The following is a 24,524-nucleotide window of genomic DNA, read 5'->3' as shown; positions in this document are numbered from 1 at the left end:
CACGCCTCAGGCCGTCAGTCTGGCGGCTGCGATACGGGACAAGACGGGAGTGAATCCCGAACTTATCAAGGGGTCCGGCGGAATCTTTGATGTCGAAGCGGACGGCAGGCTGATCTACAGCAAACACGAAACCGGCCGGTTCCCCGAGCACGATGAAGTGCTCAGGCGGATTTTGGCATGAGTCACAGTCGCGGTTTCCGACACGATGGTCCCTCACGCTGCTGCGCACGCGCCGGCCGGAATGCGAACGCGATGCAATCGCCGCGACGGCAATATGAAGCAGCGGTCGCTAACGTTGAGACCATGCCGCCAATTGACGGACTCCGGCGCCGTGGTCTGCGATTCTGCGTTCGCCGGCACGTACGGCAGCCACAACGGTCTGCTCGGGACGTGCGGCGACGGGCTGGCGTTCGTTGCGCCGCGTTGACGCGGACACACGCGTAAGCCTGTTGGTGTTGCGAAAATGCAACATGTCGCCAAGTGCCGTTCATCGGTCAGCAATCGCAGTTCCCGCGAAGAATTTGACGGCATCGTGCCGGGTCGGAAGCGTCCCGCCTGCACGACGCCGGGGCGTGAGCTACATTCTTCACACGACGGAATCGTTCATGGCGGTTGAATGCGGTCCTACCGAAGCGAAACATGTCTTCCACAGCAATTCCTGCGATCCGCGGCCAGTACACCATCGCCGATCCGGCGGACGGCGACCGGACTGGCGAGAACCCGGAATCGCGTGAACACGAACGGCCCGATGGCGAGCCCGCGGCTGTCAGTCTTGAGGTGCTGGACGGCTTCGAGCTCGACTGGCTGACGAGGCTGCACGCCACTGATGGTCGCCGCGATATCCGCTGCCTGCCGGCGCGCACGCGAGTCTTGAAGCGTGCCATCGATGTCGCGGGAGCATCCGTGTTGCTGATCGTCACACTGCCGGTCCTGCTGGCCGCTGTGGTTGCCATCAAGCTGACATCGCCGGGGTCAGCATTCTTTCTGCAGACGCGCGTGGGTCTGAATGAGCGTCGCCGCTTGACCCGCGTGAATATCCCCGGACACATTCAGATGTGCCGTCGCCGCCGAGCAAACTTCGGGCGACCGTTCACAATCTACAAGTTGCGAACGATGCACACAGACACCACCAAGGCCGGTCCATCAACGGCCGTTGACGGCGATTCGCGAGTAACCAGTGTCGGCCGTCTGCTGCGAAAGATGCGAATCGACGAACTTCCGCAACTGGTCAACGTTCTTCGAGGTGAAATGTCGCTGGTCGGACCGCGGCCGGAGTGCATCGAATACATGGAGAACCTGTCGAAGCAGATCCCGAATTACCTGCAGCGCCTGGGACTCAAACCGGGGCTGACCGGGATCGCTCAGATCGAAAACGGCTACGCCAACGACCTGTGCAGCTATCAGCGAAAGGTCGCCTTCGACCTGCTGTACCTGCAGCACTGCTGCATCATGAACGATCTGAAGATTCTGCTGCGAACCGTAAAGGTTGTCCTGACAGGCTTCGGAGCGCTGTAACCGGTACTGCGGAATGCACCGCCGTCGTCCCGCGGAAGCCTGGTGCTAATCACGACCGTGCGGCCTCTGCAACCTTCTCTCCGCCGCCGTCCGTGACCTCAGGCTGACGGCCGCGCGGTTTCCGGCCGCTGACCAGTGTCGATTCCGATCGCTGCCCCGGCCGGACCGGCGTTCGTCTGAACGATTCAGAGACCAGAGTCTCAGACGAGGATCTCAGACCAGGAAACCTCGGAGCCACAGCCGAAATTTGAAACGCAAACAGGCGACCGAAAAACTCGGTCGCCTGTTGAAGTTTGTGAGCTGAGCGTCCGCAGTTTTTCGTCGCGGTGCGCGCCGGTGTGGAACTCTGCCTACTGAATCCTGCGATCGTCGAATTTCGACGCGGCTTCTGAGGCTCGAATGGGAGCCTGAGCACCGCGTGCCGCAGCGGCGGGATTCTGCGGAACCGCCCGGCCGCTGTCCGTCCCGTCGGCCACGTCGTCCTGGCCCGACTTCGGCACCCAGTTCGCCACGGCCCACGTCGGATATTCGTCGGCAACGCTGACAGCCAGATCCTGCAGCACTTCCATCATTTTCTGAGTCGACATGTCTTCGTTCGGAAGCACACGCTGCAGAACGAAACGCTTGTTCGTCGGGATGTAGGCAAAGAACTTGCCGTTACCCAGCCGGTCGTTCGCTGCCAGCAGACGCAACAGAGCGGTGCGGGGAACTTCGCTGGCGGTTTCAGGAATCTGATCCAGCCACGCCATGACCCACACGGCCTCGCCGTTTCGGCTCAGCACGGCCGACATACTGAACTTCCATTCTTCGCCGCGGATGCTGGTCTTGAAAGCGAAGTCGTATCGCTTTTCCGTTTTCGTCGGCTTCAGACCAATCGCGGCCAGAGCATTGCCCAAATCCTGCTCGGAAAGCTGACCGGCAGCCGGTGCCGGAGCCTGACTGCGGGAATCCTGGCCATGGACGGCAGTGGCGCTGAACGCGGTGACCAGCACCGCCGGCAGGAGAAGGGCGACGATGGATTTCATGTGATGCACTCCTTGCATTTGTCCGCGGACTCACTTCAACGACGCCCGTCCTGCGGTGAGAACGAACATTCCGCTGGCGGTCTGGCAGAATCTGCCGAATCGCAGTTCACTTCGCGCCGTAAAGGTGCTTGAGACAAATCTGCGACCAGGTCTCGAATTCACTCAGTTCGCGCACCAGTTCCTCCGGTGATGCGAATCCTGCGTTTATCATCGACTCTTCCCGTGGTTCGACTTTGGGATAGTCCAGGTCGAAAATGTGAACCACGCCCAAATGCACCTTCCCGACGTCGGTGTCATCGTCGTTAATCAGTCCGACACAGGATTCCGTCCACGCGGACTGCAGCTCCACTTCTTCTTCAATCTCGCGTTTCATGCCTTCGTGGTAGGGAGTCCCCTCGCCTTCAAGATCAAGCGTCGAGACATGTCCACCAACCCCCACCGACCGCTTCGAATGCAGCCTCGATTCGCCCTGATTCGTTCCTCGCTGGTAGTGAAAGATCCGACCGCAGCAGCGAAAAATGCAGTACGGGATCAGTTGCTTGAATGACGGATCCCGTTCCATTTCACTTCGAGGCCGGTAGCTGGCGTGGATCGGGTCCAGGATGACTTCAAGGTAGCGGTCAATCTCACCGCAGAATCCGTTGAAGTGACCAATGTCGTGGAAGACTTCTGTCGGAATAACCAGAACATGTTCGACGGACGTGTCGACGGCGGCGGCGGGATTTGTCATGAGCACTCCTTTCTCAGAGTTTCCTGGTTTGGCTGGCCGCGTGCGCGGACACGAGTTCGCGACGGCCTGTTGTTACGGAAGTTAGTCGGCGGTCCGGTAACCGAATTCTGCGTGCCGCTGGTTGTGGGACGAAGTCGTCGGGAACCTGACTTGTGCGAACTCGAACCGAAATTCCGTCCTCTCGAACACAGTCGGAAAACCTTTCCAACCACTGCACGGTCGACGATGCCCTAACAGCGACGCATGCGGTTCGTTTCTTCTCGTCGCGAAACGATTCCGCTAGCTGCCTTTCATCAGCAACTTCACGGCCCGGGCAATGTCCGGTTGACGCATCAGTGATTCGCCGACGAGAACCGCACCGACCCCGGCGTTTCGCAGCCGGACGATATCATCATGGCTGCGGATGCCGCTTTCGCTGACGAGCAACACGTCCTCCGGAATTCCCGACATCAGGTTGAACGTGTGGTCAAGGCTGGTGGCGAAGGTTCGCAGATCTCGGTTGTTGATGCCAACCAGTTTCGTACCGGTGTCCAGGACACGGTCAAGATTCTCAGTGTCGTAGAGTTCGATCAGCACCTGCAGTCCGAGTTCCTGGCTTGCCGATAAAGTTCCGGCAGTTCTGAATCGGTCAGGCACTCCGCGATCAGCAGCACGCAGTCGGCCGGCGCAGCGCGGGCTTCATAGATCTGGTAGGGATCGATGATGAATTCCTTCCGCATCACCGGAATGCCGACGCTGTTCCGAATGTCGCGAAGGTAATCGAGATGTCCCTGAAAGAACTTTGTGTCCGTCAGCACGCTCAGGCAACTGGCTCCCGCGGCTTCGTAGATTTTGGCGACTGCGACGGGGTCGAAATTGTCCCTGATGATTCCGGCCGATGGTGATGCCTTTTTCACTTCAGCAATCAGACCCGGCGGACGTCCGCGTTTCAGGGCCGCTTCAAAGTCGCGGACAGCCGGTGCTGCCTGGCACATTGACTGCAGTTCAGCAATCGACACGGCCGCGCGCGCCGCCGCGACTTCCTGGCGCTTATGGGCGACGATTTCGTCAAGGACGGTCGACAACGGGCAGACTCCGCGTTGTGATACTCGGGACCGGGTCAGGCAACGGCCTGCGGATCATATCGGCCCGCTCGCGGCGCTCAACCGGACCCCGTCGCACCCTTGCATCATCCATTCTTCGCGGAATCTGATACTTCTGATGCCATTTCTGATCGCTCAAATTGACGCGGAACTGCCCGAGATCACAGCGGGACAAATCGCCGCTTCGATGTTGTTACTCGGCGCACTCAGCGGCGGCATTGCCATGATTGTCGTCTGGCTCGTTCGGTGGCATTCGGGGCAATCGATGCTGCCGCAGGCTCGACGCCGACCGCTGCACGTTCCGCTGCCATTGATGATCGTCGGTATCGTCTGGGTGGCTCTCCTGGCCGTGATGGCTCTTGCCGTGGACGACGGACCGGCTACAGATCCGCCGCGCGTGATTGCCGGCGCAGACATCGACGAAGGCGCTGTCGTCGACGCGGAAGATCCCGGTGAAACCACAGATCCCGGCGACGCTGCCAATCCCGTGACTGACGACTCGCCGCCATCCGACGACGACGCGGTTCCGTCAGGCAAGTCAATTCCGCAGCGCGAAGCCGATGTTCGCGGGATCATTGTGACGAACCTGCTGTTTCAGCTTCTGATGTTCATCACGTTCGGAACCGTGGTGCTGATCGTTCAGCAGGGCCGCCAGCGCGGAGTGCGAAGAAGTTGCGGCTCCGATCCTGACCGAATGGCGCTGCCGAAGGAGGAATACGGTCAAGCCCGGTTTGTAACCAGCAATCCATGGCCGGATCTCGACATGCCGAATCGCCAGCCGGCAGCCGACAGCACTTCCGCGGATCTTCCGGAAACGCCCGGCGATTTGCAGGAAACCGGGGTCTCACACGACACCACGATCGACGGCAACCCGTATGCGGCGCCGGTGGCGGAATCTGAGACTGCCGAACGCGTTTCGAGCGCCGTCGCGGACGATATTGAATTCGAGAAGTGGAGATTCACCGCGGAGCTTTGGTGGGCCTTTGAGGTCTTTCTGGTAGCACTGTTGCCGACGATTCTGCTGAGACTGTTTCTGGTCTGGATTCTGGACGACACGTCGCAGCATCCGTTTCTGGAACTGATCTCCGAAGGCGTCCCGTGGACGATTATGGCGCTGATCGCCGTGATGGCCGTTGTCGTCGCGCCGCTGACGGAGGAACTGCTTTACCGTGTCATCGTGCTCGGCGGATTTCAGCACTCAGGGACAGTCGTGACGGGCTGGATTGCGTCGTCGGTGCTGTTCGCGTTTGCTCACGGTTTCCCCGATTCCATTGCACTGCTTCCGCTGGCATTCGTGATCGGCTACGCCTACATCCGTCGTCGCAGCTACCGGACGGTGGTGATGATCCACTTCCTGTTCAACGGTTTTAACATGCTGCTGGCAGGAATGACCCTGCCATAACCGTTCGATCCGCCCGAGTGTGAATCAGTCCTTGTCGGCGTAGCGTACCTGAGCCCGACCGACCAGCAGCGGATCGACGGCTCCGATCGCTTCCAGGTTCTTGTTCGCGTAAGGCAGGCTGTGCAGCACGTAGCGCAGGGCGTTCAGCCTCGCGCGCTTCTTGCAGTCGGATTTGACGACGGTCCACGGAGCGTCGACGGAATCGGTGTAATGGAACATGGCTTCCTTCGCCCGCGTGTATTCGTCCCATTTGTCGAGTGAAGCCAGGTCCACCGGCGAAAGCTTCCATTGTTTCAGCGGATGCCGTTCGCGTTCCTTGAATCTCCGGCGCTGCTCTTCGCGACTCACGGAAAACCAGAACTTGGTCAGATGGATTCCGCTGCGGACAAGGTTCCGTTCGAACTCCGGCACCTGCCGCATGAATTCGTTGTACTCTTCGGTGTCGCAGAAGCCCATGACACGTTCGACACCCGCGCGGTTGTACCACGAACGGTCGAACAGAATGATCTCTCCGCGAGTCGGAAGGTGTTCCACATACCGCTGGAAATACCACTGGCCCTGCTGCGCTTCGGTCGGCTTTTCCAGCGCGACGACTCTGGCACCGCGGGGATTCAGGTGTTCCATGAATCGCTTAATCGTTCCTCCCTTTCCGGCGGCGTCGCGGCCTTCAAACAGAATGACAACACGTTCGCCGGTTGCCCTGACCCATGCCTGAAGCTTCAGCAGTTCCACCTGAAGTTTGTACTTCTGTTTTTCATAGGCCTTGCGCTGCAGCAGGTTCTTGTAGGGATATCCGCCTTCCCGCCAGTCGTCGGACAGGACGTCATCGGCCGACCGGCCGGCTCCGTTGATAACCGGCTGAGGCTGCCGCAGCAGGGCGCTTCGCAGGATGGCGGCATCATCGGATGACGTTCCTTCCATGATGGCCTGCAGAACTCTGGCCAGCGTCTCCACATCGTGCGGCGGAACTCCTCCGACGATGTCTCGCACAGCCGCGATCTTGGCTTCCTGCGCCGCGGTGACCGATTCCGAAACGGAAAAATTCTCGATCCCCGCAGCGGTTAGTGACGGCGAAATATCACCCTGGGAAGTCCGCCTTGCAGTCCCGTTCATCTTCGCGCTGCTCGTCTTCCGGCGACCGGTCTTTTTGCTTCGTGGTTTCGTCGGCGAAGAATCCTGACGCGGCGATTTACTCTTCATCGTTTTTACTACCGTCGGTGCGAGGGTGTGAAATGGGACTCACCGTTAACTCAACCTTAACATACCTTACCGACTCGTGCACTCGGCATCCCTGACAATGCCGAAGGATCGATCGGCAGGGGCGACCCGCAACAAACGCACACCGCGCGGTCTATCGTGTGACATGCGCGCTGATGAGCGCGCGCCGCCGCCGGAAACCACCGATTGCGTGTGACTTTCGGACAAACCGGAATAAATGGAGCACAACACATGCCGGTCGGATACTTCCGTAAAGACGCCACGCAGGGAATTCCAACATGACGGTTTCGCATTCGGTCAGTCCGGTCGTTAGCCTGCGACGGCTGCAGGACGGAAATGCCGGTGCTGCCGGTCACCCACACCACCAGCGAGAAATCTCATGTGGCATACACCACGCGGTGACCGCGTGCTATCGGGAGCCGAAGCCGCTCTGGTCAAGGCATCTCTGACCGGAGCCGTGGAAGTTATTCGCGAAGAAAGCAGCGGCTTTGCTCCGCAATGGCACTACGGTCTTGACGTATTTGATCTGCTGACGTGGACTCAGCGAATGGTCCTGTTCGACCAGATCGCAACGGACCTGCTTACGGAAACTCCAACCGTGCCCGCTCTGCACGCTGTCAACGAAGCCGCCGTGGCAGTCCTGTTCGAACACGTATGCATGGAGATCGATCGGGAAATTGACGACCCGTCAAATCACGACTGCTTCTGGCGGCAACTGGCTCTGCAGGCCCACCGGGAACTCTTCCCCGATGCAGCCGGCGACGCTGTCGATTCCGACCCTGACCAGGATGCCCCGGATGACTTTGAACTTCCGACTTCAAGCGACTGCCGTGACAGCGACCGATGGCGAATTCTCGTGGAGAGTCTCTCGGACTGCATTCTGTGGGACCGCGATTTCGAATTGCACAACGAGTTCCTGGACACGCCGCCGGATCAGGCTGCGGATCTGCGAACGCTGCTTGGCATCGACGCGGATTACTTCGCGGTGGCCGCTCCCGACGCCGCTACCAATGCTTCGGTACAGTCCGCATTTCGACGGATCAAACGCCTGACGAAATAGAAGGCAGTCACTTCGACACGACCGCGAACCGCCGATCCGATTCCGGGCAACACTGCGTTGTGAGTTCCCGCATTCACTTTCCGGTCGTCGTCGCCGAATTCGGCACCTGCGGTATCCTGTCCAGAATCGCCTGCAGCTTCGCGCCGCGATTCGGGTGGACGGCGCGCACGTGGGCCACTCGGCCCTGCAAATGGGATCGGAAGTCAGCGTGACCGCTGTGATTCTGGGCATGCAGTCCGTACCGCACGCAGTTTGTCAGGATCGCCTTCAACCGGTCGTAGTCGCGACGGTCGATGTTCGGACGCTGATTGACGACCACTCCCGTGATCCGCTGGCATTCGTCCTGCTTCATCACAGCGGTCTTGCGCCGTCGGATTTCGAAACCTTCGTTGTGCGCGATCGCCAGTACGTGAATTCGAAATCGCTGCAGCCGCCGCCGGAATTCCAGACCTCCGCTGAACACCAGATCGTCCGCGTAGCGCGTGTAGAAAGCGTCAAATTTTTTCGCCAGTCCCGTCAGTCGGACGTCCAGCGAATACGCACACAGATTGGCGAGCGCGGGAGACGTCGGAGCTCCCTGCGGCAGATGCGGAGATGTCAGGATGCGAAGCTGCTCGCGAGCCGTTTCGATGCCGTCGCCGGGAACGAGGTCAATCACGCTTTGCCAGGTGCAGTTTGTGCAGAGTCCCGTCAACAGCGAAACCACGCGTTGAGGATATCCGGCGGATCGAAAGATCCCGGCCACGCGCGCCGCGGCAATCGACGGAAAGAAGTTCTTCAGGTCGATCCGCAGCACGACATCGCGGCTCAGATGGCGTCGGGCTGCCGACACCGGCGAACGGCCTGAGACGAATGCGTGAGCCGCGTCGTGAGCCGGAATTCTGTTCAGGATGCTTGAGGCGATCCACCGCTGAGCCGCCTTGAGTCGCTGTTTCGGCACTTCCAGCAATCTGTAGCCGCCGCTGCTCTTTCTGACCCACGTATACCGGTAGTTGCGTAATCGTTCGCCTTCGGCCGTCCGCTCCAGTCCCCGGCAATCCGCCAGCCAGTCAAGATGCGGCGCCGACAGTTCCAGAACATCGCAAAGCTGAGCCGGCGTCGTGATCGACGGAACATTCCAGGCTGCATTGTGATCCAGCCGCCACATCGCCGGCGCGCCGTCGGCTGTCCGCGCGAAGGCTGACCAGCGCAGGAGACCGCGTTCGGCGCGAGCGGTCACCTTCCGGGCGGCGGGGTGCATTCGCAGGAAGTCTGTGAGTTCGCCGGCAGCCGGGCGACGTTCGGGAAAAGCGGTCGGACCGAACAACAGAGCGACAAGTTTCGCGGGCCAGGCTGTGCCTTTTCCCGTGCGTCCAAGACAGTTCCGCAGCCGCTGCAGGACCTGTCGGCGATTCCAGTCACCGGCCAGCATCGCAGCGGTCATCGCCCTGGCGGCAGTAACGTTCATGGTTTCAGACCTGTCGGGCACAAAGTGAAACCGCCCACCGAAAACCGGCGGGCGGCTGCGCGGGTTCACTGCGAGTCATACGTGTGCCGTCCCACCGCAGCGCGGTGTATTGGCACACTGCTGCAAGGTCTGCGAAGTCAGTACAGCTCGGGGTAGCCCCGAACCGGTGTCGAAGCGACGAATCGATCAACACGCCAACTGAACGCGAGCGCAGTTTGCAGACTACCGGTACCGATTGTCGTTGTGAATCCATTTTGCAGGGAATCATCATTTCCAGCTCCTTAGTTGGCTTGCGCGGAATCTCACTGCTAACCTCCGCAGCCGGTCCATTCACTTCCCGACTGACAAGAACTGGTTCAGGCTGTTGAGTAACATCTTTCCCGCCGTCGAAGAACAGCTTCGCGTACTCACACGCGGAGTCGAAAAAGTCGTTCCTGAAGAGGAGCTGGCGAAGAAGCTGCAGCACAGCCGCGACACGGGTGTGCCGCTGCGAGTCAAATACGGCATCGATCCCACCGGCATCGACGTGCATCTGGGACACACCGTTCCGCTGCGGAAAATCCGGCAGTTTCAGGAACTGGGACATCAGGCCGTGATCATCATCGGCAACTACACGGCAATGGTCGGCGATCCCAGCGGGCGCGATGAAGCTCGCAGCAAGCGGCTGACCGAAGACGAGGTCGAAGCCAATGCCCGCGACTATCTGGCGCAGGTCGGCAAAGTGGTCGACATGGACCGCGCGGAAGTCCATCGCAACGGCAACTGGTTCGCAAAAATGTCGTTCGCGGACGTGCTGAACCTGTGCGGACGGGTCACGGTGGCTCAATTGCTGACCCGCGATGACTTCGCCAAACGCTACCGCGAAGAGAAGCCCATCTTTCTGCACGAATGCCTGTACCCGGTGATGCAGGCGTGGGATTCGGTCGAAATCAAAGCCGACATCGAACTTGGCGGGACCGAACAGCTCTACAGCTTCATGCTGGCTCGCGACCTGCAGGCTCAGCAGGGACTTGGCCAGCAGATCGGAATGATGTCGCCGATTCTGGTCGGGCTGGATGGCATCAAGCGGATGGGCAAGAGCCTGGGCAACTACATCGGCATCAGCGAATCTCCGTATGAGATGATGAAGAAGTTCATGCAGTTGCCGGACGGCGTTATGACAATGTACTTCGAATTGCTGACGGAAGTGCCGCTGGACAATGTGGACCAACTGCTGTCCGGTCATCCTCAGGAAGCGAAATTCCAACTGGCAGCAACTGTGATCGATCAATACCACGGAGCAGGGCAGGGAATCGAAGCCGCTGAACGCTGGCGGAACGAAATCCGCGGCGGCGCATTGCCGGAAGATATTCCGGAAGTCGAATTATCCGCGAGCGACCTCGATGACGACGGCACGCTTCCCGCATTTCTGCTGCTGAAGAAACTGAAACTGCAGTCGTCGAACGGCGAAGCCCGGCGCCTGATCGCTCAGGGCGGCGCGAAACTTGGTGAAGAAAAGGAAGTCATCCTCGACGCGAACCAACAAATCACGGTGGAAGACGGTCTGCTGGTCTGGGCCGGCAAAAAGAAATTCTGCCGTGTCAAACGAACCGTTTAACCGCGACCCCTGGGAAGCGCTGCGCTCTTAGCCGCCCGTTGACCAGCGACCATTTCGCCGCAATTGTCGGCCCGGAAACGTGAGTCTCCTGCCGCCGTTGTTAGGCGCAGCGCCTGCGGTTAGACATTCGCTATTCCCTCCCTCAGGGACACCTCCCGTGCCAACCGGACGTAAGAACCGCTGGCATCCGTTTGAAACGCCAGCGGATCAGTTCCCAAAGTGCCGCAAATCCATCCTGCCAGCGAATCTTCTTTCCCTGGACGCAGGAACGCGGTGCGTAGCGAACGGGCACTTCAACGATCTCGACGCCAATCCGACAGACTTTCGCCGTCACTTCCGGACAGAACTCGAATCGTCGGCATCGCAGATCCAGTGACCGAAGAAAGGACGTTGCGAACAACTTGTAGCACGTCGCCTCATCGGTAATGCAGCGGGCGAACAGCAACAACGTTGCCAGGTTCAAACATCGAATCGCGACGTCTTCAACCCGGCGTTTTGGCCGGGGCCACTCCGAGGACGACAGATAGCGGGATCCATACACAACCGGACTGACGCCGCGCCGCATCGGCTCCAGAAGGCTGTCGTAGTCCTCCGGGAAGTACTCTTCGTCAGCGTCCTGGATCAGTGTGAATTTCCGGTCCGCACATGCCAGTCCGGTTCGGATCGCGGTTCCTTTTCCGGAATTCTCCGGATGCCGCTGCACAATCAGTCTCAGCGGCTGCCGAAGGCTTTGCAGCAAATCGTGGGTTCCGTCAGAAGAGCCGTCGTCCACAACAATGACCTGTGCATCAGGAGCGGCGCGGCGAACCCGATGCAGCAGAGCGCTGATCGTCTGCTCTTCGTTGAACACCGGAACGATGATTGACAGATCAGCGTATGAGTCACCGGCCGAGACGACGGGTGACATCGCGTCCGAAGTCAGATGTCGGCGGCGGGCCGTCCCCGCAGCGAGAGTTACCCACACACAGACAGCCAGAGCGGTGAACGGCAGCAAGTCTCCAGCAACCAGATAGGGACTTCGCGCGTCGCAAAGCGGAATCTCCAGCGTCACTGGATCTTTCACATACGAATCCGTCGCGGAACGTGCCAGAACTCGCCCGCAGGCATCGACCGCAAACGATGTTCCTTCGCCGGACGTCCGGACCAGTGCCCGCCGTGTCTCAATCGCACGCAGCCGGGCCTGCACGAGAGCCCAGTCCGCGTAGCTGACGTTGCGGCCGCTGGAGAATACCTCATCCGCGATGTTTACCAGGAAATCAGGCAGTTCGTCGCCAGCCGTTGCGGATTCACGGAGGGCGGATGAAAACCAAAGGTCGTAGCAGATCGAACCGCAAAACCGGTACTGCGTCTTTCCGATGCGATCCGCGACTGAGAAGCAGTCCGCACGACCGCCGGCAGTGTGTCCCGTCCAGTTCAAAGCACCGGGACTCAGCAACTCAGTTCCCGCCGCAAACGACAGCCAGCGCGCGACAGGCGGCTGAAAGTCGTAGCCGGGGCTAAGGTACCGCTTGTCGTACGACTGAACGTTGCGGCCGTACGGTTGCACAACGCACATCGCGTTGTAAGGCATGTCAGGATTCGATGAACACCGCTTCGTACCGAACACCAGAACCGCGCCGTGCTTCTCTGCCTCCCGGATAACCGGGAACAGCGCGGAGTCTGTCGCCGGAACATTCGAATTCGTGCTGACGGTGCCCGGAAACGCCAGCTCCGGCCAGACGATCAGATCAACACGTTGAGCAGACGTGCCAGGCAGAGGACCGCGAGAGTCAGGCAAACGTTCTGGTGCTGCGACCGGCGAACCGGATACCAGCGCGACGGTCGGACCCTCGGTCTGCGAAATCGTGCGAAGCCGAACGAAGCCGTATCCCCAGCCACACAGCAGAATGCAGCCACAGACCGCAGCCAGCCGGAAGTACCGCCTGGCCGACGGTTCGAACCGGCTAAACAAGGATGCTAGACCTGCCGAAGCGATGCAGACCAGCAAAGTCAGTCCCGGCACGCCTGCCAGATCCGCACACTGCAGCAACTCGGAACTTTGGCACAACGTGGTGCCGGCGTGAAGGTACGGGAATGGTGCTCCTAGCAAAGGTGCCATCATCCACGATCGTCCGGATTCGAGGGCGACCCAGACCAGCGGAAACACAAGCCCGATATTCAAACGCAGCCGCTCGCTCAGCATGCGACCGATCAGCAGAAACGGAAAGCTGAATGCCGTCAGGCACACCGCCAGCCACGGCCACCACTGAGCCGCCTCAAGATTTCCGGACGCCGGCAGAAATCTCAGCCCGATCAGGTGAAATGCGAACAAGCCCCCGGCAGCGCTCACCAGCCACAACGTTGATGCCTGCCTGCTGACGGTCCACACAAACGGCACGAGTGCCACGAACGACAGCCAGCAAATCCGTGGCTGATCGAAACACAGGCCCAGCAGCGTTCCGCCCAAAAAAGGCATGGCCAGCGGCAGCAAGATCGCCAAAACACACGCTCGCTTTTCGACACCATCGGTCGTCATGGCCGGACTCCCTGTTCAGGAGCTTCCGGTAGCGGCGGCAGTCCCAGCCGGTCACGAACCGGTGCCACGTCTTGTGCAGTCAGCTGGTAGACGTAGATTGAGTACCCGACGCGGTCCACTGGTTTGAAGAAGCGAAAGTAGCCGCAGATCGGCATCCCGTTTCGCTGCAGATTCTCGCGGTCGGGGCGGGAATCCGAATGCAGCAGCGTCACTCCGACTGCGTACCAGCCTGGCAGCGGGCCCAGTTCCGACTCATTCACCTGTGAGTTTTCTGATCGAAATCCCGACGGCGGACGTCCGGCTGTTTCGATTCCCAGATCCTCCGGCTCCAGCGGCGAGAAATTGACGACGCGGATTGGCGACGCTTCCGGATGCCCGGCCATCCAGTCCTGCAGCAGGTACAAGTCCTGCCCCCATTCCATCCCGCTGTCCAGCAGGTGATGATGGCCGTTCAATGGTCCGCCGACCAGCCTGTTGAAGAACGACATGCTGTGAGGATAGACCCACAGGCTTTCGGGCGCAGCTCGCCAGCAGCAGAGCAGCCACGGGCAGACGCCGCCACATTCCCGCTGTCGCTGCGGGCCAGAACAATCGGCTGATGAAGATAAACAGAAAAGGGAGCGTCGGCATCACATATCGAAAATGGTGACTGAATCCGGTCTGCGAACTCACAAACGCCAGCACACCGATTCCCGGCAGCAGCATCGCCAATTCACGCCGCGCGGACACGCTGTCAGAAGACCGTCGGACGTACTGTCGAATCGCGCAGAGTATTGCCGCCGCGAGCAGAATGAGTGTTCCGACCGGCGTCTTCACCGCCAGGCCGTAAAGATAGAAGTACCACCAGCCGCGCTGTTTCCATTCACCGCGAAGGTAGGACAGAAATCCTTTTTCGAAGTCGACTTTCTGGCGGTCAATTCCCAGAACCATTTCGGCCGGCAGTGGCACCGGAAGACTGCCAAGCCACGTTCCGGCGAAGCGGTTGGAACATTCGGACTCGGCCAGGGCTTGACTCTGAAACGGAAAATCCCCCAGCAAAGTTCCCGTGCCGGAGAACCGGTATCCCGCATTCACCACACTCAGCGTTGTGAAGAAAATGAGCCGCATCGCGGAGTACCGGTCGAAATTTGCTCCGCCAGCCTGCCGGGAAACCGCCTAGAACCATCCACATCACCGGATAGATGGCAACCAGCAGAATCCACGTGAACTTGCTCAGCAGTGCCAGACCTGACGCCAGTCCGCAACCGACTGCAAGCGATCCGTTGTTGGATCCGTCGTCGCACCATTTCCAGAACAGGTAACACGCCAGCAACCCGAATGCCGTGGCGGCAGTGTCCGGAGTGATCATTTGAGCGTTGGCGATGATATTGGGATCGAAGCACCACAGAGCCAAAGCTGCGTACCCGGCCAGCTTGCCATACAATTCCATTGCCCAGCGAAAGCAGACCAGCCGCGGCGAGAATTGTGAACGGCACGCAGAAAATCCGCGCCACCGTGTAGCCAATTCGAATTGTTTGCGGATCGAGTTCCTGAATGACGGCAGGGCCGATGTACATTTCCAGCCGGTCAATTGGTTCGTCAAAGGACATATCGACGCTTGGCACGGCGAACGATACCGGCAGCGTGGCCCACATTCGAACCATCGGCGGATTCACGCGATAGGCGTCAAGTCTGCCGGTTTGCCAGTGATAGAGTCCCGCTCCAAAGTGTCCGATTTCATCGATGCAGGGCGAATGAATTGCTGCCCCGTACGATACCAGTCCGACGTGCAGGGCAATGAGGCCTGCGACACAGACCCGATCCCTGCCCGTGAGTGATTGCCACGGCATCTTTTGCGACCGCTGTTACGATGAGGAACGTCAAAACCGCAGTGGTCGTGGTGCGACCGGTACGAGCATGATCACCGGGCAGATTTTTGTTTTCTTCTAATAATCCAGATGGCGACAAAACACACCACGGCAAAACAACCGAAATACCATGCCATCAATGGCATGCCCGACAATCCTGGATCGCTCGTCATAAAAGTGATGCCGCAGCCTTCGAGAGTGAAGACGGCAGGGTCGGGAGTGGCGAATGAGAGTTCCTTCAAATTGAAATCGATCTGGCGCGTGACCGTTCCGTCTGACTCCGACCCGATCCATGTTGCAGTTTCCGCAACAGCATGGCCCCCGCGTTTGCCGATCTGGGCAATGTACTCAAGCGTACCTGCGTCGATGCCGTCGGTTCGTTTTGACTTCAGCGAAAAACGAGAGACAGTTCCTTGTGCTGGCGCGACCGTCATCAAGCCGAAAAAATGTACGAATTGCCGGCCCGCCATTCGTTTTGTGAAAGCGGGGATCATCACTTCGATGCGTCCATTTACAAAATCGGATTCCTGAAGACCCGTGGCGTGTTGAACCGACACCCTCAAACGGTCGCCATCGTTCATCGCATAGTAGGGCTCGCGATAAAATTCACTGAACGCGAACGGAATAAGCGTTTCTTCTGTGATTCCGTTCTCAACGGATTCGTGCCCGTAGCCGCGTCGCGGAGAGACAAACCGAACGACCTGCCGACCATCAGTGTGTTTGTCAACTGCGAACGAAATGCCTTCGGGATCACAGACCATCACCCGTTCCGGGCGCTCGGGGTCGTCTGGATACCGAAGTGTCAGCCGTGTCTTTTGGTCCGATCGAATAAACTCAAGTTCTGTCAGAATTCCCGTAGAATCCACGTTGTCATGTCGGATTTCGGTCATTTCCGCGATCATCGAAAATTGGCCGTAGGCCAATGACAGCGTTCGATTGTTGTTGACGAAAGTTTCCCAGTCGCCGGTAGCCTGGTCGTCGGCAGCGGCATCGCGATGAGCAATAGGCATCCCTACGGCACAGACCGCAGATGCCAGCACCATCAACCTCAAGTTTTTTGAGCGCATATTGCAGTCCGTGGACTTGCCGGAATGGAAGAACGAACACCGGTCTACTACCAAATACGATCAAAGCAATTTCAGAGTGCTCACGGTCCTCACCTAAACGAAGACCATGAGCAATCGTCAACCAAGAGGGTATACCCGGATTCAGTCAGCTACATTTGCACCGCTGTTGGTCCAGCGTTTCCCCGCATGCGTCACCCCCAGCGCCACTGGTAGCTTCTGCACAGGTGCCGACGCAGCCCGTTGACTTTTTGCATGTACTGGTTCCCTCGGGTTGATAGAGCTTCCCGGTTTTCGCAAACGCAGACGACTCAACCATGACCATCGCGGCAAGGCAAAGGCAAGTCAGCCCGGCCACACGCAACATCGAAACCAGAATGTTCAATCGAGAATTCAACACCTAAATCTCCTTACTCGAAAACAGGAACAGAATCACCGGGCGGCACCGAGCCGTCCGGAACGGGAATCGCAACTAAACTCACCGGATCCCCCGCTACGACTGCCGATCTGCCTCGCAGAGTCACAGTCGGTTGTTCATCGACGTTTGACGTGAACAGCGTCACCGTCACGTCGAATGTTTCGCCCGACCCCGGCGACGCCAGCCGCACGGGAATGGTCGCTCGCTCAAGCGAACCAATCTCCATTGGAAACGACTTCGTCACCACCGCGCATCCGCATGAGGTTGTCCCGCCGGTAATCAAAATCGGATCACCGCTGATGTTCTGCAGGGGGACATGCACGACATGGATCTCGTCCGGAGAAACCTCACCCAGATCGATCATGTCGTCTTCCAGAAAAACGCTTCGGCCGGACGCCATCGCCCGGACAGCAGCAAACGAGCCATATCGAACAACCGCCAACACCAGCACGAAGCAAACCAGACCGCCCGTAAACACCGCGGTGAACAGGAACCTCGAAACCGCTTGCGGGAATCGACCCGGCTGCTGCCGCGACTCAGAAACGTGAGGATTGCCAGCGATACTCATCACGGAACCGCCACCGCATGACCGTCCTGCCGGTTTCCTAAACGGGAATGAAGCTCAGCGTCAGTGGAAAACGACAAAAACCGCACAGAACCGTCGCACAATGCCATGAAGCAACCGCCACTGTGAGCGCTGCCAAAACGATCCGGCTGAACGTCGGATCCATCGGGCACCGGCGGACGCAGAACCCACCGTTTGTTGTCAAGGTCCGCTCCGGAAAACGCATTCTGGTCGTGTCCGGGATCGCCGCCCGCGCTGTAGCTGTCGGCCTGAACGTATTTCTCTCCCGCCAGATAGGTGTTGGACGTGCCGTCTGAAATTTCGGCTATTCTGACACCAAAGCGCTGCATACTGATGCCGGTGACCAGATCACGGTTGATCCAGTTGTATGCGGCCAGGTCGCTGTCTGACTCGCTCGCCGGACCTTCGCCGGAATCCTGCACAAAGTCGCCTTCGTTAACGGCGTAGTCGGTTTTGAAAACATCGGCGCGGTAAACCGCGTTGCGGAAGTCGTGTTCGAACTGAGGAGTTAAGGGCTGTTCGGGACGTGACGGACAGTCGAACACGGGCACAGGAGTCACCGTCAGCTCCCGCGAGTCCGCCGTTCCACGTTCCCACAGCGCTGTCTGCTCCAGATGAGGCAGCAACTGATAGACCCATCCGCCGGGCTGGCCCTGACCCTCACCGCGAGACGCATCGCCGACCCAGCGATATCCCCAGCCGTTGCCCGGAAAATGTCCGAACGTGCTTTCGTGTTCATGGAACGCCAGCGCAATCTGTTTCAGGTTGTTGCAGCACTGAGTCCTGCGGGCGGCCTCTCTGGCGTACTGGACCGCCGGCAACAGCAACGCCAGCAGGACACCGATGATCGCTATCGAGACCAGCAGTTCGATGATCGTAAAGCCCGCTGAACGAGCCACAAACTGGAAGGGTCGAGTTTTCATCTGGCGAAAAACCAGGGAAGTCGTGATGTCGTACAAAAGTCCGCCAGCCCCTTACGCAGCCCCAGTATACACACACACACACACACACACACACACAGCATCCAGCGTGCCAGCCGGATTTCCTGAGAATCACGAAAGTTTCTGAATCGAGCCCTGGACCACTTTTTTTGAATCGTGAAACTGCGCGGCCAGTCACTCAGGGCGGAGCGAAACCTCGTGAAGAAAAGAAAGTCATCGCCGACGCGAACCGGGAAATCACCGTCGAAAACGGCATGATCGTCTGGGCCGGAAAGAAGAAGTTCTGCCGAGTGACGCTCGTCGATTAGAACGGCGCAGCAACCGTCGCCTGATTGTTGAATGCTGCGGAACGAAGCGGAAAGCGCGGCAGGAGCACGCCGGGCAGACTCACCTTCCGTGCCGCATGAACTCATACCGCAACCCGGTGCCGATCGATGGTCGGCCGGTCCTGAATGCCGGAACTGATGGGAGCATCACCATGCTGACGTTTGTTTTTCGAGCTGTGTTTGTATTGGCAGTGGCCGGCAGCGCTGTCGGCGCGGCGGCTGCGGATCGGCCCAACATCGTCTTCTTTTTCATCGACGATCTCGGCTGGGCAGATCTGAGCTACGCGGGTTCCGATTTTCACGAGACTCCCAACATCGACGCGCTTGCAGCCAGCGGCACGGTGTTCACCAGTGCCTACGCGAACGCTCCCAATTGCGCTCCCAGTCGCGCGTGCCTGCTGAGCGGCAAATACACGCCGCGCCACGGAATCTACACGGTGGGGGATCCTAAGCGCGGAAACGACCAATTCCGCCGCCTTGAACCGGTCGAAAACAAGACGATGCTGGCGGACGATTTCGTCACGTGGGCGGAAGTCCTGCAGGACAACGGCTACACGCTGGCAAGCATTGGAAAATGGCATCTCGGTGCCGACCCTACAACACAGGGATTCGACGTCAACATCGCCGGACGCGAATGGGGCAGTCCGAGCGGCGGCGGGTACCACAGTCCATACAAGTTTCCGAATCTTGAACAGAAACATCCCGGCGAATACCTCACCGACCGGCTGACCGATGAAGCCATTCAGTTCATCGACGACAACAAGGCAGGTCCATTCTGTCTGTATCTGACGCACTACGCGGTCCACACTCCCATTCAGGCGAAGGAATCCCTGACGGAATCTTTCCGGAGCAAAGTCCCGGGGCAGCACCAAAAGAATGCCAGGTACGCCGCGATGCTCGCCAGCGTGGATGAAAGCGTCGGCCGAGTGTTGGCGAAGATCGACGAACTGAAACTGACTGACAGCACTCTCGTCATCTTCTTTTCGGACAACGGCGGCTTCGGAGGCGCCACGTCAAATCGTCCGCTCCGCGGCGCAAAGGGAATGCTTTACGAAGGCGGCATTCGAGTTCCCCTGATCGTGCGCTGGCCGGGAATCACTCGCCCCGGCAGCCGATGCGACGAACCTGTCATCGGGATCGATCTGTATCCGACGCTGACGGAAGTCTCCGGGTCAATGACGCCGGATGGCTATCAACTTGACGGAAAAAGCCTGGTTCCACTGCTGAAGGATCCGGCAGCATCGCTTCGCCGCGACGCCATCTTCTGGCACTTTCCGGCCTATCTGCAGGGTCGCGGTGACCCCGCCGGAGGTCCCTTCCGAACAACGCCGGCCGGAGCGATCCGCCAGGGCGACTGGAAGCTGATCGAATGGTTCGAAACCGGTCGACTGGAACTTTACAACCTTCGGAACGACCTCGGCGAAGCCCGCGATCTGAGTGAGTCTCAACCCGAAAAACTCGCCGAGTTGCACGCCGCCATGCAGCGCTGGCGAGCCGACGTTTCCGCGCCGATTCCGACGATGCCCAATCCCGATTTTGATCTCGACGCCGTCCACCGTTACCAGCGAGAAAGGTAGATGGCGGCCAGCAGGATCCAGCAGCAGAGGGGAACGCCGATCGCAACCAGCAGTTCTCGCCGATGGCGTTGCCGGAATGGTTCCATGGGGGAAACGGGCATGTCGGAATAGATGTCGTCGTCGTCGACTCCGTCGTCGCCGGTCACCATGTTGGGACCACTGGACAGAACGCGACTTTCACCGCCGGGCAGCACCATCAGCCGGTATTGTTGCCCCCACGGATCGGTCTTCTCCCACTCATTGTCACTGTTTGGCACGATGACGAAGGAGTTCTCACTGATCGGTTCCGCCGGCTGCAGACGTCCCTTTTGATAATCAGCAACCAGCCAACGGACACGATTGTAGGTCATCGACGTGCGAGCTTCCTGCCGGGACTGCTCGATCGGTGGGTGAAGGTAAAGGAACAACGCGAAGCATAATCCTCCCAACACCAACAGATTCATCGCATCGCCAATGCTTCGCGGAGGACGAATTCGCATCTGTCATTCTTTCGCCGCGACAAAACGTTCCAGCGCCTTCTGTTTGACGGCCTGCAGATCCAGCTTGCCGGTTCCCAGCAGCGGCAGTTCGCTGACTTCCACAAAGCTGTCTGACGACGGCAGCCACAGGTTGGGCATGTCGGATTTCTTCAGTTCGTTCAGAATCTCGTTGACCGAGATTCTCATCGGCTTGTGCAGCACGACAAGCCGCTCACCCTTTTTTTCGTCGGGCACCGAGGTGACAGCGCAGAGTATCTCCGGCTCATCGGTGTCGTCTTCATCGATGATGCGGGTGATTTCCTGCTCAATACGAATGTGAGGAACCATTTCGCCGCCGATTTTGGAAAACCGGCTTTGTCGTCCGGTGATTTCGATGAAGCCGTCGTCGTCGATCCGGCCGATGTCGCCGGTGTCGTACCAGCCGTCCTTCAGAACTTCCGCGGTCTTGTCCGGCTGATTCAGGTAACCGAGCATCACGTTGGGCCCCTTGATGCGGATCAGTCCTTCCTGGTTGGTTGAAAGCTGCTCGCCGGTCTCCGGATGGAACACGGCCGCGGCGCATCCCGGCAGCACGCGACCGACGGTTCCGGCTTTGGTTCCGGAAGTCCCCTGCAGATCGTCGCCGATGCGATTGTCAGGAACGTTAAAGGCTGCGGCCGGGGAAAGTTCCGTGGTTCCGTAGCCTTCGGTCGGTTCGTAGCCGAACTTCGCCTTCCAGGCATCGCGAAGTTCCGGCGGCATTTTTTCGGCGCCAACAATTGCCAGGTTCACGGACTTCATCTGATCGAGCTCGCAGCGTTTCAGATAAGTTCGCAAAAACGTGGGAGTCGCGCACAGGATCGTGACGTTGTGTTTCTCGCACAGCTTTCCGACGGTCCGCCCGTCCAGCGGATTGAAATGGAACACAACACCTGGTTCCGCACACAGCGGCAGCCACATCGTCACGGTGAAGCCGAAGGAATGGAAGAACGGCAGGACACCCAGCAGAACATCGTTGCTGGTCAGGTTCAACAACTGGTTGACCCCATCGATGTTGGACACGATGTTGTTGTTCGACAGCATCACTCCCTTGGGTTCACCCGTGGAACCGGACGTGAAAATGATTGTCATCAGATCGTCGGGGCCGACTTTGTTCAGGCCCATGCTGCCGACCAGCATTCCGGCGGGCATCAGGCGAGCCTTCGCCATCGCGACGGCTTTGGCGACGCCGCTGATCTGTTCGCGGATGTCTTCCAAATAGATCAGTTCAGCGTCCAGGTTAAGCGGCTTCTTTTCCAGGAACCGGCGGCTGGTCAGCACCTGTTTGACGCCTGCCAGCCGAATGCAGTAATTGATGGTGTCTTCGGTCAGGGTGTAGTTCAGGTTGACGGTGACTTTTCCCGCCAGAGTCAGTGCCGTGTTGGCCAGAATTCCGCCGACGGAAGGTGGCAGCAGCAGTCCGACCATGTCGGCGTCCGGCTTCAATACAGACGTGGTCAGAAGTTTGTGAAAGGCGAGTGACCCGGCCAGCAACCGGCCGCCCGTCAGTTCGGTTCCGGCGGAATCCGCAACTTTGACGCGGTTCCATGCCAGCCGACACTGGCGGATAAATCGGCAAGCCGGAATCATGGTGCGTTCCTTTCTGCGTTCGAGCGACTCAGCGCTCAGTGCCAGCACGGCATTGCGAACAACGCTGACGTCAGTCACGTGTTCGATGGGTGTTCCGAAACTGATGGAAACCGGGTACGGCCAGTTGCGCGGCCTTTTCCACAGAAACCGCCCGCCCCGATAGCTAAAGATACTCCCCCAAAGCTCGTCCAGATAGACCGGGACCACGGGAGCGTCCGTGCCTTTCAGAATTGTCAGCATCCCGCGTTCAAACTTCAGCAGCTGGCCCGTGCGACTGATGCGGCCTTCGGCGAAGATGCAGACCAGTTCGCCGTTTTTCAATGCGTCGCGAGCCGTGTTCAGCGACTGAATCAGGGCCCGCGGGCCATCGCCGCTGCGAATCGGAATAATGCCGAACAGTTTCGAAATGCGCCCCATCAGCGGCCCGCTGACATAGTCGGCGTAGGCAATCATCCGAATGTTGCGGGAACTCGCCAGCAGCAGCATCACTCCGTCGATCCAGGTGACGTGATTGGCCACCAGCAGTGCCGGTCCACGTTCCGGAATGTTCTCGATGCCGTACGTACGAACGCGGTAGACGGTGCAACTCAGCAGCCACACCACGAATCGAATTGTCGCCTGAGGAATAAGCCAGACGGCGTAAACCAGAATGGGAATGATGCCCAGACCGGAAACCAGAAAGATCGACGCCGCTGAGAGGCCCAGTGGATTTCGCAGCAGCCAGAACAATCCCGCCACCACCAGCATCCCCAGAGCCGTCAACTGATTGCCAACGGCCAGGATCGCTCCCAGAGATTTGTGCGGACTTCGTTCCTGGATGTACGCGTTCAGCGGCACGTTAAACAGACCGCCTCCCAGACCAATGGATGCCAGCATGACACCGGTCAGCACGGGCGACTGGCGACAGAAGAACAGCAGGATGCAGGCCGCTGCCATCACCAGAGCTCCCAGCGGCACCATTCCCAATTCGACCCGGCCGCCGGACCACCATCCGGCCAGAACGCTTCCCGTGCCGACGCCGATCGAAAGCACCGCCAGAAACAGGCCCACGTCGCGCTGTTTCAGGTGAAGCTGATGAATCACGAACGTGTCGATATTCATCTGCGCCAGCGAAGCCAGTGCCCAGAAGAATGTGATCCCCAGCGTGACGCGAAGAATTGCCTTGTTCTGCATCACCAGCTTCAGATCTCGCCATGAGAAGCGGACGACATTCCACGGAAACGCCAGCGTCGGGTTGGCTGCCGGCACACGTCCGATCAGCACCGCGCCGACCACTCCCAGCACGGCCACCGTCACCAGCGCGACGGCAGAGATCAGCAGGCCCCGTGCGGCGTCGGCCTGAGTTTCCGTCGCCAGCCAGTTGCCGGCGATCGTCCCGAAAATCACCGCCACCAGAGTCGCCAGAGCCACCAGCCCGTTCGCCGCGGAAATCGCGCTGCGGGAAACCAGTTCCGGGATAATTCCGAACTTCGCGGTACTCAGCAGAGCGCTTTGGGCACCGATCAAAAACAACACTGTGAACATCGCGGGCACGCTGCCGGAGTGAATCGTCCACAGCCCGATCGATACCAGCACAACTTCGGCAATCTTCAGGGCAATCGTCGAACTGCGTTTGCTGAATTTGTCCGCCACCCAGCCGGACCACGGAGCAAACACCACAAACGGCAGAATGAAGCAGCCCAGTCCCAGCGACAGCACCAGCGATTCCTGCTGCTGAGCGGCCTCGCCCGCGACATCCTTCCCCGCCAGAAACTGCTGCTTGGCGATCGGAATGATCAGCCAGCGAAACATGTTGTCATTGACCGCCGTCAGAAAGCTCATCGCCAGAAATCCGCAGAACGAAGCGGATGCCATGCGACGAGGCGATTCGGCAGATTCGGCGAGCGATTCCGTCATGAATGCTTTCAATGAATATGTGAAATCTGGTGTGACGCGCTGCGGCGAAAGACCCGACGTCCCGGCAGCTGCAACCTGCAGGCGGCGGGACCCGCGGAAACCGGCACCTGAACGTCCGCCGAAGGATTCTGCCAGCCCCCGTGTCCGATCTCGACGCGAATGCGCCGCGGTGCGCAGATTCGGGACGAGTC

18 protein-coding genes and 2 pseudogenes are annotated in these 24,524 nt (G+C 59.2%); 7 read left to right on the top strand and 13 right to left on the bottom strand.

Translation table 11 applies throughout. The features are described 5' to 3' along the window. The first annotated feature begins 7 nt into the window (after positions 1-7). Together R3C19_06080 and R3C19_06075 are read left to right on the top strand one after the other, a co-directional pair. Positions 8-181: pseudogene (locus R3C19_06080) on the top strand (Rdx family protein). Between the two features lie 458 nt (positions 182-639). Further along, on the top strand, positions 640-1,515 hold the full coding sequence (locus R3C19_06075; GenBank protein MEZ6059910.1) for a sugar transferase: 876 nt from the start codon (positions 640-642) through the stop codon (positions 1,513-1,515). Between the two features lie 350 nt (positions 1,516-1,865). Here R3C19_06075 and R3C19_06070 read toward each other — a convergent pair whose 3' ends face one another. From R3C19_06070 to trpC, 3 genes and pseudogenes are all read right to left on the bottom strand, one after another. After that, the gene (locus R3C19_06070) at positions 1,866-2,540 is read right to left on the bottom strand and encodes a type III secretion system chaperone (protein MEZ6059909.1); all 675 of its coding nucleotides are present in this window, start codon (positions 2,538-2,540) and stop codon (positions 1,866-1,868) included. Between the two features lie 106 nt (positions 2,541-2,646). Continuing rightward, a complete protein-coding gene (locus tag R3C19_06065; protein MEZ6059908.1) occupies positions 2,647-3,270 on the bottom strand; it encodes a phosphoesterase in 624 nt (207 codons plus the stop codon). Between the two features lie 279 nt (positions 3,271-3,549). Continuing rightward, a pseudogene (gene trpC / locus R3C19_06060) lies at positions 3,550-4,268 on the bottom strand (indole-3-glycerol phosphate synthase TrpC). Positions 4,269-4,470: 202 nt separating this feature from the next. Here trpC and R3C19_06055 point away from each other — a divergent pair. Next, a complete protein-coding gene (locus tag R3C19_06055) occupies positions 4,471-5,754 on the top strand; it encodes a CPBP family intramembrane glutamic endopeptidase (GenBank protein MEZ6059907.1) in 1,284 nt (427 codons plus the stop codon). Positions 5,755-5,778: 24 nt separating this feature from the next. Here R3C19_06055 and ppk2 read toward each other — a convergent pair whose 3' ends face one another. Continuing rightward, positions 5,779-6,867, bottom strand: a complete 1,089-nt coding sequence (ppk2, locus tag R3C19_06050; GenBank protein ID MEZ6059906.1) for a polyphosphate kinase 2 — start codon at positions 6,865-6,867, stop codon at positions 5,779-5,781. A gap of 484 nt (positions 6,868-7,351) precedes the next feature. Between ppk2 and R3C19_06045 the strand changes: the two genes are divergently transcribed. Further along, the gene (locus R3C19_06045; GenBank protein ID MEZ6059905.1) at positions 7,352-8,032 is read left to right on the top strand and encodes a hypothetical protein; all 681 of its coding nucleotides are present in this window, start codon (positions 7,352-7,354) and stop codon (positions 8,030-8,032) included. 73 nt (positions 8,033-8,105) lie between these two features. On the opposite strand, the gene R3C19_06040 is transcribed toward R3C19_06045, so the two are convergent. Further along, complete coding sequence (locus tag R3C19_06040) at positions 8,106-9,479, bottom strand: reverse transcriptase family protein (GenBank protein MEZ6059904.1); 1,374 nt, start codon at positions 9,477-9,479, stop codon at positions 8,106-8,108. A gap of 364 nt (positions 9,480-9,843) precedes the next feature. Here R3C19_06040 and tyrS point away from each other — a divergent pair, with 364 nt between their 5' ends. Beyond that, entirely contained in the window at positions 9,844-11,076 is a 1,233-nt protein-coding gene (gene tyrS, locus R3C19_06035) for a tyrosine--tRNA ligase (protein MEZ6059903.1), read from the top strand. A gap of 142 nt (positions 11,077-11,218) precedes the next feature. Here the strand turns inward: tyrS and lnt are convergent, their stop codons facing one another. The 6 genes from lnt to R3C19_06005 form a co-directional block, all read right to left on the bottom strand. Next, positions 11,219-13,591 carry an apolipoprotein N-acyltransferase gene (gene lnt, locus R3C19_06030; GenBank protein ID MEZ6059902.1) on the bottom strand — a complete coding sequence of 791 codons (2,373 nt, stop codon included), beginning with the start codon at positions 13,589-13,591 and terminating at the stop codon, positions 11,219-11,221. Then, positions 13,588-14,079 carry a hypothetical protein gene (locus R3C19_06025; protein MEZ6059901.1) on the bottom strand — a complete coding sequence of 164 codons (492 nt, stop codon included), beginning with the start codon at positions 14,077-14,079 and terminating at the stop codon, positions 13,588-13,590. Before R3C19_06025 ends, lnt begins: the two co-directional genes overlap by 4 nt. 591 nt (positions 14,080-14,670) lie before the next feature. After that, entirely contained in the window at positions 14,671-15,420 is a 750-nt protein-coding gene (locus R3C19_06020; protein ID MEZ6059900.1) for a hypothetical protein, read from the bottom strand. 71 nt (positions 15,421-15,491) lie between these two features. After that, positions 15,492-16,481: a hypothetical protein gene (locus tag R3C19_06015; GenBank protein MEZ6059899.1), complete on the bottom strand. Its 990-nt coding sequence runs from the start codon at positions 16,479-16,481 to the stop codon at positions 15,492-15,494. A gap of 431 nt (positions 16,482-16,912) precedes the next feature. After that, a complete protein-coding gene (locus R3C19_06010; GenBank protein MEZ6059898.1) occupies positions 16,913-17,488 on the bottom strand; it encodes a DUF1573 domain-containing protein in 576 nt (191 codons plus the stop codon). Further along, positions 17,488-18,429 (bottom strand): DUF1559 domain-containing protein, encoded by a 942-nt coding sequence (locus R3C19_06005; protein ID MEZ6059897.1) that lies wholly within the window; start codon positions 18,427-18,429, stop codon positions 17,488-17,490. Before R3C19_06005 ends, R3C19_06010 begins: the two co-directional genes overlap by 1 nt. 167 nt (positions 18,430-18,596) lie before the next feature. Here R3C19_06005 and R3C19_06000 point away from each other — a divergent pair, with 167 nt between their 5' ends. Continuing rightward, positions 18,597-18,755, top strand: coding sequence for a hypothetical protein (locus R3C19_06000; GenBank protein MEZ6059896.1), 159 nt, complete (start codon positions 18,597-18,599; stop codon positions 18,753-18,755). A 170-nt stretch (positions 18,756-18,925) separates the two neighbouring features. Then, positions 18,926-20,350 carry a sulfatase gene (locus R3C19_05995; protein ID MEZ6059895.1) on the top strand — a complete coding sequence of 475 codons (1,425 nt, stop codon included), beginning with the start codon at positions 18,926-18,928 and terminating at the stop codon, positions 20,348-20,350. Here R3C19_05995 and R3C19_05990 read toward each other — a convergent pair. Further along, positions 20,332-20,700, bottom strand: a complete 369-nt coding sequence (locus R3C19_05990) for a hypothetical protein (GenBank protein ID MEZ6059894.1) — start codon at positions 20,698-20,700, stop codon at positions 20,332-20,334. The genes R3C19_05995 and R3C19_05990 overlap by 19 nt on opposite strands. 132 nt (positions 20,701-20,832) lie before the next feature. Continuing rightward, positions 20,833-24,333 (bottom strand): acyl-[ACP]--phospholipid O-acyltransferase, encoded by a 3,501-nt coding sequence (locus R3C19_05985; protein MEZ6059893.1) that lies wholly within the window; start codon positions 24,331-24,333, stop codon positions 20,833-20,835. Between the last annotated feature and the right edge of the window lie 191 nt (positions 24,334-24,524).

The organism is Planctomycetaceae bacterium, from assembly GCA_041398785.1.
GTDB lineage: Bacteria > Planctomycetota > Planctomycetia > Planctomycetales > Planctomycetaceae > JAWKUA01.
The sequence above is the reverse complement of the archived record's forward strand: the minus strand, read 5'-3'. Positions and strand labels throughout refer to the sequence as shown.